This window comes from Blautia sp. NSJ-175 (genome assembly GCF_022867815.1).
Lineage (GTDB): Bacteria > Bacillota > Clostridia > Lachnospirales > Lachnospiraceae > Blautia > Blautia celeris.
The window spans coordinates 17,270-30,956 of sequence record NZ_JALIFQ010000036.1; the positions used below are offsets into that span (position 1 = coordinate 17,270).

Below are 13,687 nucleotides of genomic sequence, written 5' to 3' on the forward strand. Positions count from 1 at the left end.
ATTGAGCCGTTCTTTTAGCTGTATCTCGAACCGCAGCTTGCGTTGTCTATCTTGGTAATCACCCTCTAAGGAACTTCAACCATACAATTGGTTTTTCTATTTTGTAACTAGAAGATATGGGAGCGTTAAACATTGAATAAAGTGGGAAAATGTAGTAAAATTATGACATTATCAAATATTAATTCCAGCAGATAATTTAAAGGATAAGGATACTGTCATATGGATTTGAAAGAAACCATGATACTGGTGGATGGGGAAGATAAAACCAAAGATATCCGCCTATTTCAACATGATACAAAAAACAATAAAATGCTAATCGGTTATTTCAAAGGAAATAAAATGTATCCCTATTCTTGCAGCCGTGTTAAAAAACTTGAGGATCCCAAGGTGATTGATTTAAACGGATGCGCTGCTTTTGCTGGCGGTATGCCGGTTTTTGAACCGCAGGCTATCCTTGACTTTGGGGAGCGTATTCGGATTATCGGATATCGTGGTACAGCGGAAACCGTACTTCCAAGCGCATTTTGTTTAGTAGAAAACAGTGCTGGCACTAACGATGCAGAAGATATTTTACACTACTTGAAAGATATCTCTCAGTACACGTCGGAAAAGCAGGAAGAAAACGCATTTCTAAAGCGTGAAATGGATAAGCTTACTTTCGTCCATCCTGAAAGCGTTTTAGGCAGTTATTTGAATCGGCAGCCGATCCGAGAAAGAACTCCTGAAATGGATGGGATTATTTTCCCGTTCCGGTTTAATTTGAGTCAAAAAAGGGCCTTGGAGAATGCTCTTACACATTCTGTTTCTGTAATCGAAGGGCCTCCCGGCACAGGCAAAACGCAGACGATTTTGAATATCATTGCTAATCTCATAGCTGTTCAGGGGAAAAGCGTTGGTGTAGTATCAAATAACAACGAAGCGGTCAAAAACGTGATTGAAAAGCTTTCTAAAGGTGGATACGGGTTCCTGACCGCTATGCTTGGAAAACGCGACAATCAAGACGAATTTTTTGCTGACATGCCTGTTGCGCGGGTAGAGGGATGGGATTGCGAAGAAGAGAAAGAAACATTGATTGAGCAGCTTGCGTCTATGAATGTGAAATTAAATCACTTGCTGCAAGCAGATCGAAAGCGGGCCCAACTCAAACAGGAATTATTGGCCTGGCGGCTTGAACAGGAACATTTTGAGATTTACTATAATCGACAGGCTGTTGAAGAAATCGAAAAACTCCCGCTTCTAAAGGCGAGCCCAGATCAAATTATTTCATTTCTTGCGGAAACAACCCTGGCGAAGGAGCGCCAGCAATCAGACAAGATATTATACAAGCTAAAGCTGCTGATTAAGTATGGCATTTGGAATCAAAAAGTGCTGCGGCAGCATGAGATATCTGTTTTGCTGGGATTGCAGAAAGCGTTTTATAAAAAGCAAATAAGTAGTTTAGAAAAAGAAATCACAGAATATAATCATCAGCTGGAAGGAGCTTGCTTTGAAGATCTGCTGAATGACCATCAGCAACTTTCAGAGAAATTCTTTCGCAAATGTCTTAATGAGAGTCATAGGGATATAGAGCTGCCAAATTTCTCAAAAAAGAATTTTAAGGTTCGCTTTCAGGAATTTATCAAAACTTTCCCTGTGATTCTCAGTACAACACATGCCCTGCGGTTATCGATTCCACAAAACTATCTTTTGGACTATGTGATCATAGATGAAGCGTCTCAGGTCGATTTGATTACGGGGGTACTGGCTCTTTCCTGCTGCCGGAACGTCATCATTGTTGGTGATACAAAGCAACTGCCCCAGATTACCAATGAAAAAATCAAAACTAAACTAAAAACGGAGGCCGCTGATTCTGTTTATGATTACTTCGCTCACAGTATTTTGTCCTCGGTCATAAGCCTATATGGAGATCAACTGCCGCGTGAAATATTACGGGAGCATTATCGCTGCCATCCCAGAATTATTGAGTTTTGTAATCAGAAATATTATGATGGTGAGCTGATACCGTTTACAGAGCTAAGTCTGTCGGAGTGCCCTCTGCTGCTTTATAAAACGGCAGAGGGTAACCATATGCGCCAGGTAACCCAGGGAAACAAAAAGGGAACTTATAATCAGCGTGAACTTGATGTCATTATTCAGGAAGTTTTGGATGCCCCAGAGCTTGCAATAGAGCAGGGAAATATCGGAATTGTAACCCCGTATCGAAAGCAGGCGGATGAAGCTGGGAGATTGATTTCAGGCGGCGTTCAGAGCGATACCGTACATAAATACCAGGGGCGGGAAAAGGATACCATGATTATGTCCACGGTTCTGTCCGGTACAAGGGGCGAATACAGTTTAGATTTTGTGGATGACCCTCAAATGATCAATGTTGCTGTTTCTAGGGCCATTCGTCAGTTCATTCTAGTGACAGACCATGACTTGTTTTATAAAAAAGGAAAGGATATTGGTGACCTGATCCGGTATATTCAATACAGCACACTTGATGAAAACGTGATTGAAAGCCAAATTGTTTCTGTCTTTGACTTGTTGTATCGAAATTACTCCAGTAAGCTGCTTTGGCTTAAAGCTAAAATGAAGTCCAGCGCGCCATACAAATCGGAAGAGGCCCTCCGCGTGTTGTTAGAAGATATTCTCAGCAAGGAAGAATTTCACCGGTTCGCTTATGCACAGCAGGTTTTGCTGCGAAATCTGCTCAATGATACAGGATTATTGACGCCGGAGGAATTACGATATGTTAATAACAGAGCATCACTGGACTTTGTAGTGTTTTATAAGCAAGATAAGGCTTGTGTTCTCGTCATTGAAGTGGATGGCTTTGCGTTCCATGAAAATAAACCGGAACAGTTAGCAAGGGATGAGCTGAAGGATAATGTTCTCCGAAAATATGGAATTCGGTTTTTGCGGCTGCCCACGAACGGAAGTGGGGAAGATGAAAAAATCCGGAATGCGTTGAGAGATTGTATGGTGCAATAGAAAGGCTGCAAAAAGGGATGCACAGGCTAATAGTCAATTATAGGTTGCCTTTAGTGGAAAACAAGTAGAAATAGTTGCAAATTCCATATGAAACATACAATCTGAATAATCGGAAAGGGAGGCGGTGATTTGATTTATTTTACTGCAGATACACATTTTGAAATATGCTAAAAAGTCATACATGATACATGGTCATATTCATATCACTCCTGTTACATTTGATGAGCTACTGGAAGATAATCGTCGTTTTAAGGAGGATAAGATATAAAAAATCAGCCGTCCTGCAAACTCAAAACGACTGATTGGTATTTTATTCTGTTTTTATATAGGGTTACAGGGGCATCTTCTGAGAATAATCCTGTGCGATGTTTTCTTCCACATCATCTTCGGTGGAATTCGTCTGTACCGGTGCCTGCGTCATAGATAGCTGCATCAGGTTCTGGATTCGCCGGTTGGCAGTTTCCACCATGGCTTTGATCCGGTTATCGTCCATATATTCCTTTGCGCCTTCCGCAGACAGGGTATTTGTAATCAGTTCTTCGACATCGGAAAGACGTTCAAAGTCAATCCAGCTAAAGTCAGATACCAGCTTAAGCTGCTCGGCATGATGCTTTTTGAACGGCTCGCATTCCACATCGCGTTCCGTGCGGATCTGTCCGGCGACCTTATCATAGCCGAGGGAGGAACCGCTGTCGTAAATCGGAGCCATGCCGATCCATTCCAGCGTTTCCGCGTTGCGGAGCAGCCCGAAGTTGTTCAAATGGCGGTCTTCGTTGGCGATGATATAATCGAGTACAATCATGCGGTCAAGAAAAGGAACAACATCCTTTACACCGAGCGATTCACAGCAGTTTAAAAAGTGCTGATATACAGAGGTGCTGTTGTCCTTTTTTCGTGTCTGCATGATGTGCCATGCGGGGATAAGCTCTGTATCATCTGCGACAAAGTCTTCGCAGACGCAGTAAGGCGCATCTTTATTCCATGTGACAGCATACGGCACATGAGGAATTCCAAGCCGTTCCATGATTCCGGCAGCAATCACTTCGTTAAAGGGCTGCTGACGGAATGGATTGGAACCGCCTTTTACAAGGCAGCGTTTGCCGTCGATGATCTTCCATCTTTTCTTCAGATTACCGTCCGTGGTGTTATCGGGGGAACTGAAATCCAAAACATTTATCTTTTTATTCGTTCCGAACAGCACGTCTCCAATGTCATCCGAGAAGTCGTTATCAAAAAAATAGACCTTATCCCATGTGAGACCGGAGCCTTCGGGACAAATCCAGTACTGATCGGAAAGACTCAGTCCGTAGCAGCGAACAAGAAGCATTTTTGTGTTGGATAGTTCCAGCGTTTCAAGTGCTTCACGGATACCGGAACGGCTTGCCGGGATAGAGCGGTCCGTCCACCATTCGTTTAACGCCGCACGATCTGCAGCATCTCGGCGCACAGGAACTCCTACAGGTAGATGCGCCGGAGCATACACAGTATTGATTTTTTGTATAAAGCCGGTGGCGTCATCAAGCTCGATATCGGCAACGGCCGTCCGTTTATGCATTAAGGTACATTTCATTTTTGCCACCTCGTTTTGTATTTTCGTTTCATTGCCGCTGCTTTTAGTGGCTTTTGGAGTCCGACGCAGACTTCGAAGCTGTTCCTGTAATTCTTTCCGCAGATTGATTTGTTCGGAAAGTGCTTCAATCTCATCGTCTTTCAGATACTTGCTCTGTTTTTGACCTTTCTCCGACCATTGATAATAATACAGATTTCCGTTAATGGATTTCTTCGAAATATATCCTTTCGGCAGCTTATTGATTTTTGCTGTCAGTTCTGTTATTTGATTCAAAATCTTATCATCCTGCATCCATCCTGCCTCCGTTTATAAAAACTATTATACCCCATTTTAACCCCCTTTTGTCAATGCGGTGCGGCGTAGACAAGAAAAGCTCAAATCGAAAAGCATAAACACGTGTATTTTTTGTCCTTCTATATTGGATTGTAATCTTGACTTTAAATATGATATTGTAGCCGGCCCTGTGGCAAATGATACGGTAGGTCTCTTAATTCGGCAATTTAGCCGGGGGACGATAGATACAGAATATCTTAAGAAAGAGTTTGATTTTGGAAAATTAACAAATCAATATACGTTCCATACTGAGAAAGCACTGCAGTATTTAAAGAAAGTAGGTGTGATGCATGACAAATCAGCAGCAGGAAATGATTGAGTACACCACACAGGAAGTAATTGGATATCTCATCGAGGATAATGGGATTACTATGGAACAATTCTTTCTGTCTGATACTTTTGGCAAAGTTTGTTTTTGTTGGAACTAATCGTGCCGTGCAGGTACTATGTTTATCGGGTAAGTAAGTTTTTAGGAGAAAATAGAACCGGCAAAAGTGCAGGATTACTGTGCTTTTGCTGGTTTTTATATATTTTGCACAGCATTGATTTCAATTTGAAATCAGGCTATAATATACTTAAAGAGCTTAGAGGAGCAATATTTTTGTGAAACCCGGCGGTTGTTATTAAAAACGACAGATGATGAAAGGATGGTGCTTTATATGAAGAGGACAGGTTTTTTATCTGGGATGGTATTAATAGTATCTATCGTTCTCGCCGGGTGTGCCCATAATAGGGCAGATGCCGGTGAGTCAAATGCCGGTTTGGCAGCAGAATCCAATGCTGCTTCAGAGGTATCTTCGCCTTCCGGTGATAATGCAGATGTGATCCAATTCGGAGATAAATGGATAGATAAGGACGGGCTTTCCGAAGAGACGATTAAATGGCTTGAGAATTATAATAAACTATCGGAAGAGGAACAACTGGCGATCAGCTATGTTCCCCACGACTTATATGAAAAGTGTGGTTATGCGGGAGCGGAGGACAGCGAAGCGAACGAGGCAGACACACAGGAAAAATAGCAAAGTCAGCCGCGTCGGCTGTTCCTGCCCGGCTGCCTGGGAGAAAATGAGTGTGTGAGAATACAAGACAAATGAATTATTGAGCCGGCTTGCCGCTTATTGAGCCGGAATCTGGGGCTGCTGCACGGAATCGGTGCAGCAGCCCTCATTTCAGCCATAAATCTAACAATAATCTAACAAAACAAATGCTATGATTTCCTCAGTAACCCGGACGTCAATCGTCATCCACAGGGATATAAAAAACAGGAGGATCACCATGAAAAATAAAAACGTCAAAAAATTATTAGCCATCGTTTTAATCATGACTGCTTTGGCCGGATGCAGCGCTCCCATAGCTGATAAAAATGCGGGAAAGACCCCGGAATCAGAGAGCGTTTCCCAAGAGAATGCAAAAGAAAATGCAACGGCAGGAGAGCTTGCCGATTATTTTAGGGATGTGGCAGAGAAATATCAGGCTTCTGCCAACCACACACAAATTCTGGAGGGCTTTAAGGAGTCAGAAAAAGCAACACGGCTGCAGATGCTTGTGATAGCCAGCCGTGCCTTTGGCAGTCTCTCCGCACCGGAAGGGTATGCGAAACGGATCGCGGCTCCTGCGCCGGATCTGGCTGAAGTTCCGGAATGGGCGGCAGAGGAACTGAAGAATCTGTCTGAAGCAGGATTGCTGGCGGCATCTGACCTGCAGGGCAGCAAAAGCGAAGAGGCATCCGACAGTACAGAGGAAGTGAATATCTTGGATGAGCCTGTAACTATGAAGGACGCACGGACCATTGCGGTACGTTATTTTGTATATAACGGAACGGAATTAAAAGACGATTTCTATTCCACAGTTAACAGACAACTGCTGAACACCCTTGAAATACCGGAGGGGGAGGATTCAGCCGGCGGCTCCGCCTCCGTGATAGCCAATACAGACGAGCAATTAAAGACTCTGATCCTTGAAATCGTAAACAGCGGCAGGGAGTATCCCCAGGGAAGTTCTGAACAGAAGATTCGTGATCTTTACCAGAATTTTGAGAATACAGAAGCGCGTGATCAGATGGGAATGGAACCTTTACAGAAATACCTGGATGCAGTGGAACAGGCAGGCTCTTTTTCCGAACTGAATGCTGCGATCGCTCAGGCAGTGAATGAACTTGGTATTTCCGCAAATGGACTGCTGCCGGGAATCCCCGTTACCGATACAAAAGACAGCACCAGAAAGGTGCTTCTGCTGATGACACAGGTTCCGGGTCTGGCTGCGGCTGATTATGAGAATCCGGATGGTGAGGCATATCAGGAATACCACACTACACTAAAAGAACAGCTTCTGACAGTGGGAGAAAGCCGGGAAGAGGCAGAGAACCACGCAGATACAATTCTGAAACTGGAAAAAGTGCTCTCTGAAAATATGACAGAGCAGGATGACTCCGGAAAAATAAAAGAACAGAAGTATTATACCCTGGAAACATTGGATGAGATGATGCCCCAGGCAAAACCTTCTGAAATGCTGAAAGCGATTGGACTAAACGAAAATATCAAAATGCAGGTATTCGATGATAAACAGTTCGAAGCCCTCACGAAGTGGTATACAGCGGATAATCTGGAACTTTTTAAAGCTATAGAAAAAATAACACTGCTCACATCATACAGTTCCTTCTTAAGCACGGATTTGGCGGAGCGTTTTGGCACAGCAGGTGTTCCTACGGCAGATCTGGCCGTCCAGAATTACCTATCGGAGGAATTGGGTGAATTGTATACAGAGAGATATTTTCCGGAGGAGTCCAAAGCTGAGGTTGAGAAGATGGTAAATATGTTGATTGAAACCTTTAAGGAGCGCATCAGCCGGCTGGACTGGATGGAAGAGACCACAAAGAAAGAGGCCTTAAAGAAACTGGAATCTCTTACCGTACTGATTGGATTTCCTGACCAATGGGATTTTAATCCTGCAGATATCAAAGGTGCGGCAGACGGCGGCAGCTTTTTTGAAAATGCAGCGGCTTCAGAGGCGGGGAGATGGAAAAAACAGCTCGAGGAACTGGAAAATCCGGTTGACCCACGGAGATTTCCATTGGCAGCGTATACCGTGAATGCGGCAGCCAGCCGGAATACCAATACAATCATCTTCCCGGCAGGAATCCTTCAGGCGCCTTTCTATGACAGAAATGGATCTTTTGAAGCGAATCTGGCAGCAATCGGAAGTACAATCGCACATGAGATCACCCATATGTTTGATGATGGCGGGGCACAATATGATGCAGAGGGCAATGTAACCGACTGGTGGGAGAAAACAGACTATGAGCACTTCAGAGAACTCTGTAAAAAAGTAGAAAATTTCTATGACGGGCGGGAAGCAGCTCCCGGAATCCGCGCAGACGGTAAAGCCACTTTAAGTGAAAATATAGCGGATATCGGCGGAATCGCCTGCGGACTTGATGTTCTGTCTAAAATGGAAAATCCGGATTATGACGCATTTTTCAGAAGCTACGCGAATCAGTGGCTGCGAGTGGCAGATTACAGCACACTGGAAGAACTTGCCCAGAGTGATATCCATGCACCGAATAATCTCCGCTGCAATATGGTACTCTCAAATTTCCAGGAATTCTATGATACCTATGGCATCCGGGAAGGGGACGGAATGTATGTTGCACCGGAAGACAGAATTACAATCTAGTAATTCTGCTGTGCATGAAAAATCCCGGCCTCCGGCTGTATAGTTGTATTTTCCCCTGGCCGGCGGCAGCTCTTGGCCGACAAGGGGTGTCACTGTTCAGGGAAGGGGGTTAGAACAGCGATGCCCCGCGGCAGTCCGTTTATTGACAGACAGGGCAGTATCGGATACACTTAGAATCATATATGGGAGGGAAACAGGGATGAAATTATTATTGGTAGAAGATGAGGAAATGCTGTCTAAGACCATTGCAAAAGGGCTGGGAATGCTCGGCTACGCGGTTGACTGCGCTTACGACGGAGAGGAGGCGCTTTACCTTTATGAGCTGAATGAATACGACCTTATGATCTTAGACCTGAACCTCCCGAAAGTGGACGGAATGGAAGTGCTCCGGCGTATCCGCAGGCAGGATGAAGAATTTCGGGTGCTGATCCTGTCCGCAAGAAATTCTCTGGAGGATAAGGTCAGCGGACTGGACAGCGGCAGCAATGATTATCTGACAAAGCCCTTTGAATTCAGGGAACTGGAGGCGCGTATCCGCAGTCTGCTGCGCCGAAACTTTACAACAAGGAATACAAAGCTTGTCTGCGGCTGCCTGCAGCTCGATACAGCGGCAAAGAAGAGCATTTGCTGCGGACAGGAGATAGAGCTGACCCGGAAGGAGTATGCGCTTTTGGAGTATCTGATGGTCCATGCCGGGAAAATGGTTAGCGCGGAGGAACTGATCGAACATGCGTGGGACAGTGAGGCGGATTTATTTTCCAATTCTTTCCGGTTTCATATCCATTCACTGAGGAAAAAATTAGATGCAGCCGGTGCTGAGGGATATATCGTAAATCAGCGGGGGCATGGATACCGCCTGGAGTGCCCGAAGGAGGTGCGGCCATGAAAAAGGAAAGCAGGAAGAGAGGTATGAAAAGGAGAAATACCCTTCAGCTCCAGATTACAGCGATTGTGGGTTTGATCCTGCTGCTTGCCTGTCTGATATTGACAGGTAATTCTCTTTTGTCTGCCCATAATTATTACGGCGATTATGCGTCTTTGCTGGAAGAGGGAATGGTTGAATATGACACTGCCCTTCCCGAAGGGACACTTCCGCCTGCGATCGATCCGGCAGTTACCTATCAGAATGCCGCCATGAGATTCTCCAAACAGTCTGTGCTGGCAATGGTCATCATAGGGTTGTTAGCCATCGGACTGACATACCGGGCGGTGGGGAGAATGCTGCGTCCGCTGAAAAAACTGACAGATTCTGTTGAGGCGGTGGATGAACAGAACCTGAACCGAAGGGTAGAACCGGGCGGGGCACAGGGAGAAGTGCTTGTGTTGACGGAATCCTTCAATGGCATGCTGGACCGTCTGGAAGAAGCCTTTCTGATCCAGAAAAGCTTTGCAGCCAATGCCGCACATGAACTGAAAACTCCGCTGGCTGTTATCAAATCCTCCCTGCAGGTACTGGAGATGAATCCCCACCCGGAAACTGCAGATTATCAGGAATTTATGGAAGACACAGGAAAATCCCTGGAGCGTATCATCAAGACCGTGGAGGGACTTCTGTCCCTCGCCAATCTCGCTTCAGTAGAGACAGATCAGAAAGTAGAAGTATCTGCGCTTATCAGACAGGCGGTGCAGGAGCTTTCAGGCAAAGCGAAAAGTGCACAGGTGGAAATGTCTGTTTTTTGTGAGGAAGCAGAGGTGAATGGAAATCCCAGTCTTCTCTACCGCGCGTTTTATAATCTGATTGAAAACGCCATTAAATATAATCGTGTGGGCGGACAGGTCCGTATAGCAATAAAACCGGATAAAGAGCATGTTATGGTTCAGATTACAGATAATGGGATTGGGATAGAAGCAGAAGCTGTAGGACATATATTTGAACCCTTCTTCCGGGCGGATCAGTCGCGTTCCCAAAAAATACCGGGTTCCGGCCTTGGGTTGGCTGTGGTGAAGATGATATTGGATAAACATGAAGGAGAGATCAGCGTGGAAAGTCAGGCCGGAAAGGGCACACGATTTGAAATTTGCCTGAAAACAGATGAGAAAAAACAATCAAATTAAGTCCGCGTGCAGAAAGTCCTGGAACACAGTTTTTGTGTTCCAGGCTATTTTATTACCCAATCCACCGCTGTAGAGTTTCCATAAATACCCCGATATCAATGGGCTTTGCGATATGATCATTCATTCCGGCACTATTGGCCTTTCCGATATCAGACGCAAATGCATTGGCTGTCAGGGCGAGGATAGGGATGACATGTGCATCTTCCCGTTCCAAACTTCGGATTGTTTTTGCTGCTTCGTATCCGTCCATCACCGGCATTTGGATATCCATCAGTATGCCGGCATACTCACCGGGAGCGGATGCCTTAAATTTATTGACTGCGATCAGTCCGTTTTCAGCCGTTTCCACGAAAAGGCCGTGCATTTCCAGCAGTTCGATGGCAATTTCGCGGTTAAGTTCATTATCTTCTGCCAGCAGCAGCTTCTTGCCTTCTAAGACAAAAGCAAACTTTTCAGGTCGGGTTGTCCGGATATCAGAACGGTCAATTCTGCAGAATTTTCGGAAGGTATGTACCATTTTAGATTTGAACAGTGGCTTTGTGATGAAAGCGTCTGCACCGGCCAGCCGGAATTTATCTTCAATCTCGGAGAAGTCATAAGCAGAAATAATGATAACAGGTGTAGCTCTTCCAACCTTCTTACGAATCAGATTTAATGTCTCCAGTCCGCTGATATCCGGCATGATCCAGTCCAGAATCACGGCAAAGAAATCATTTGATGCTTCATGTGCGGCTGCAATACGATTTACCGCCTCCCTGCCGGACAGCACCCAGATGCACTGCATTCCCAGCTCATTCAGGATTTCAGAAACACTTTCACATATGATCTGGTCATCATCCACCACCAGAACCGGAAGTCCGGCAAGGTCGGCTGACTCCGTTTCTGTCTCCACACATAAATCAAAAGTGATGGTAACAACAAACTGGCTGCCTTTTTCCGGAGTGCTCTTGACTTCAATTGTACCGTTCATCATGCGGACTATGTTTTGCGTGATCGCCATGCCAAGCCCTGTGCCTTGGATATTATGTATTCTGGAATCATCTGCCCTGGAAAAAGGTTCAAAGAGATGAGGGATAAAATCCTCATACATTCCGATTCCGGAGTCGCTCACAATGAAAGAATACTGCCCTTTCCCTTTGGCAAAGGAGGGGCTTTCCTGGATCTGCAGTCCAATGGCACCGCCTTTTGGTGTATATTTGACAGCATTGGAAAGCAGATTGACGAGTACCTGCTGCAGGCGTCCGCAGTCAGTCAGCACCTTTTCATGGCGGACACGGTTGGCGCTCACATGGAGCGTCTGCTGTTTTTCCTCTGTCAGGGGACGAAATACATTCATCACATCTTCAATTAAATCCGGAAGGGCAACTTCTTCGTATGCCAAATCAATTTTTCCGCTTTCGATTTTGGACATATCTAAAACCTCGTTGATCAGGTTTAACAAATGCCTGCTGGCTGTGTTGATTTTATCAAGGCAGTCCTTTATTTTTTCCGGGAAATTGAGATTTGCCTGTGCAATGACTGACATTCCGATGATGGCATTCATTGGTGTCCGGATATCATGGGACATGGAGGAGAGGAAACTGGTTTTGGCTTCATTGGCGAGCTGGGCTGTTTTACAGGCGTCTTCAAGCGCCTGTCTCTGCCGTACCTGTTCCATGCGTTCTATGGTTACATCAAGGCCGGCGCTGTAATAGGAAGGAATACCGTCCCAACTGTCCTTGGCACTGACAAAACTGAAGGTGAGTGCCAATATCTTAAGCGTTCCGTCTCGGGTGACGATACGCCCCTCCGCTGCTGTGGGATTGCCGGTCACCATTGACTGTTCCATGATATTGGTCATTAGTCCAATGTCATCTGGATGTACATAGGTGCATTGGGAATGCAGTTCCTGTTCAAATTGTTCTTTTGTATAGCCGATCAGGTCCAGAAAGCCGCCGCCATACCAAAGAACTGTCCGCATATCTCTGGCATCTACCCGGGCAAATCCACCATGAATACTGCTGAGAAGTGCATCCCGCTCCTGATCCTTTTTTGCCAGTTTGTATTCCGCACTGAAGGTATCATGGGAGAGTTCCAGTCTTGCACGGTGTCCTTCCCAATTGATCTCCAGGTCTCTGATCATAAATGTCCGCTCAAGAGACGGATTGAAAAATTCCCATCTGTAGAATTCTTCCCTACACAATTTATCATTGGTGCAGAAAGGGCAGGGACTGGTCCGTCCCTGAATCATCTCATAGCATTTCTGGCCAACTACTTTAGAAGACGGCGCGCCAAGAAGCCCGCAGGAGGTCTGGTTTACGTACAGAAGTTCATAAGTATCCATATCGCTGATATAGGCGCAGCCTTCGTATGTATCCAGTACGGAGCGGAAGCAGAGCTGCTGTTCTTCGCACAGTCTGACCTGCTCCTCTTTTTCAGCGGCCAGTTTGCTGACATTGGTAAATTCCAGTTGGACTATCCGCCTTTTATCTGTCGGATTTATAGTTATAGTACCCAGGAGATGAACCCAGGAAAAGCCGTCTGTCTGCCGTGGCAGCCGGATAGTCAATTCTATATCGGAATCCGCCTCCATAACCGCCTGACGGATAGCTGCATAATCATCAGGCAGCTGATTATAATACTCCTCAAGACTTTGAAACCGTTTATAAAAATCTTTAGCAGTATATCCTGCAAGGAGGTAAAAGCCGGTGTTTGCCCAGAGAATCGTAAGAGGTTCATCCGGCAGACAGCCAATTACACCGGTTTTTATTAATTCCAAACCGGCAGGGCATTCCGACATCTGCGGCGAACGGGATGTGCTTTTTTTGTTTTTTGTTTTCTTATCCATATCATGGTCACCCTTCGTAGATAAAATCGAATATCTTTGCTCACATACATAATTATTATGGAATGCTATAAGTATAGCAAAAGAATATAAAAATAGCAACAGAATAAAATACCGATGCCGGCAGCGGATTCTTCTGTTGTTACTGTTCAGAGGTATGCATAAGTCATTGTAAAAAATGACGAAATTTATTTTTTTATTTTGTGGATAACCATTCGCGGCAGGAAAAACTGTGTTTATAGTTTTTCCTGCTGTTCTTT

Annotated in this window: 8 protein-coding genes; 6 read left to right on the forward strand and 2 right to left on the reverse strand. The window is 45.2% G+C overall.

All coding sequences use genetic code 11. From position 1 onward, the window contains the following. The first annotated feature begins 219 nt into the window (after nucleotides 1-219). The gene (locus tag MUB35_RS28825) at nucleotides 220-2,973 is read left to right on the forward strand and encodes an AAA domain-containing protein (RefSeq protein ID WP_244807297.1); all 2,754 of its coding nucleotides are present in this window, start codon (nucleotides 220-222) and stop codon (nucleotides 2,971-2,973) included. Between the two features lie 331 nt (nucleotides 2,974-3,304). Here the strand turns inward: MUB35_RS28825 and MUB35_RS28830 are convergent, their stop codons facing one another. Continuing rightward, nucleotides 3,305-4,834 carry a HipA domain-containing protein gene (locus MUB35_RS28830; protein ID WP_244807298.1) on the reverse strand — a complete coding sequence of 510 codons (1,530 nt, stop codon included), beginning with the start codon at nucleotides 4,832-4,834 and terminating at the stop codon, nucleotides 3,305-3,307. Nucleotides 4,835-4,895: 61 nt separating this feature from the next. Between MUB35_RS28830 and MUB35_RS28835 the strand changes: the two genes are divergently transcribed. The 5 genes from MUB35_RS28835 to MUB35_RS28855 all read left to right on the forward strand — a co-directional run bounded on the left by MUB35_RS28835 (nucleotide 4,896) and on the right by MUB35_RS28855 (nucleotide 10,603). Beyond that, a complete protein-coding gene (locus tag MUB35_RS28835; protein WP_331477691.1) occupies nucleotides 4,896-5,195 on the forward strand; it encodes a DUF3990 domain-containing protein in 300 nt (99 codons plus the stop codon). Nucleotides 5,196-5,535: 340 nt separating this feature from the next. Then, on the forward strand, nucleotides 5,536-5,895 hold the full coding sequence (locus tag MUB35_RS28840) for a hypothetical protein (RefSeq protein ID WP_033140381.1): 360 nt from the start codon (nucleotides 5,536-5,538) through the stop codon (nucleotides 5,893-5,895). A 256-nt stretch (nucleotides 5,896-6,151) separates the two neighbouring features. Continuing rightward, on the forward strand, nucleotides 6,152-8,548 hold the full coding sequence (locus tag MUB35_RS28845) for a M13-type metalloendopeptidase (RefSeq protein ID WP_244807300.1): 2,397 nt from the start codon (nucleotides 6,152-6,154) through the stop codon (nucleotides 8,546-8,548). Nucleotides 8,549-8,747: 199 nt separating this feature from the next. Then, complete coding sequence (locus MUB35_RS28850) at nucleotides 8,748-9,434, forward strand: response regulator transcription factor (RefSeq protein ID WP_244807301.1); 687 nt, start codon at nucleotides 8,748-8,750, stop codon at nucleotides 9,432-9,434. Further along, nucleotides 9,431-10,603 carry a sensor histidine kinase gene (locus tag MUB35_RS28855; RefSeq protein ID WP_244807302.1) on the forward strand — a complete coding sequence of 391 codons (1,173 nt, stop codon included), beginning with the start codon at nucleotides 9,431-9,433 and terminating at the stop codon, nucleotides 10,601-10,603. Before MUB35_RS28850 ends, MUB35_RS28855 begins: the two co-directional genes overlap by 4 nt. Before the next feature lie 52 nt (nucleotides 10,604-10,655). Here MUB35_RS28855 and MUB35_RS28860 read toward each other — a convergent pair whose 3' ends face one another. Next, the gene (locus MUB35_RS28860) at nucleotides 10,656-13,430 is read right to left on the reverse strand and encodes a response regulator (protein ID WP_244807303.1); all 2,775 of its coding nucleotides are present in this window, start codon (nucleotides 13,428-13,430) and stop codon (nucleotides 10,656-10,658) included. Nucleotides 13,431-13,687 lie beyond the last annotated feature (257 nt).

What these genes read in the sequence shown, in the direction of transcription:
- MUB35_RS28825 (WP_244807297.1), top strand. Translation starts at nt 220, where the DNA reads ATGGATTTGAAAGAAACCATGATACTGGTGGATGGGGAAGATAAAACC.
- MUB35_RS28850 (WP_244807301.1), top strand. Translation starts at nt 8,748, where the DNA reads ATGAAATTATTATTGGTAGAAGATGAGGAAATGCTGTCTAAGACCATT.
- MUB35_RS28840 (WP_033140381.1), top strand. Translation starts at nt 5,536, where the DNA reads ATGAAGAGGACAGGTTTTTTATCTGGGATGGTATTAATAGTATCTATC.
- MUB35_RS28830 (WP_244807298.1), bottom strand. Translation starts at nt 4,834, where the DNA reads ATGCAGGATGATAAGATTTTGAATCAAATAACAGAACTGACAGCAAAA.
- MUB35_RS28860 (WP_244807303.1), bottom strand. Translation starts at nt 13,430, where the DNA reads ATGGATAAGAAAACAAAAAACAAAAAAAGCACATCCCGTTCGCCGCAG.
- MUB35_RS28855 (WP_244807302.1), top strand. Translation starts at nt 9,431, where the DNA reads ATGAAAAAGGAAAGCAGGAAGAGAGGTATGAAAAGGAGAAATACCCTT.
- MUB35_RS28845 (WP_244807300.1), top strand. Translation starts at nt 6,152, where the DNA reads ATGAAAAATAAAAACGTCAAAAAATTATTAGCCATCGTTTTAATCATG.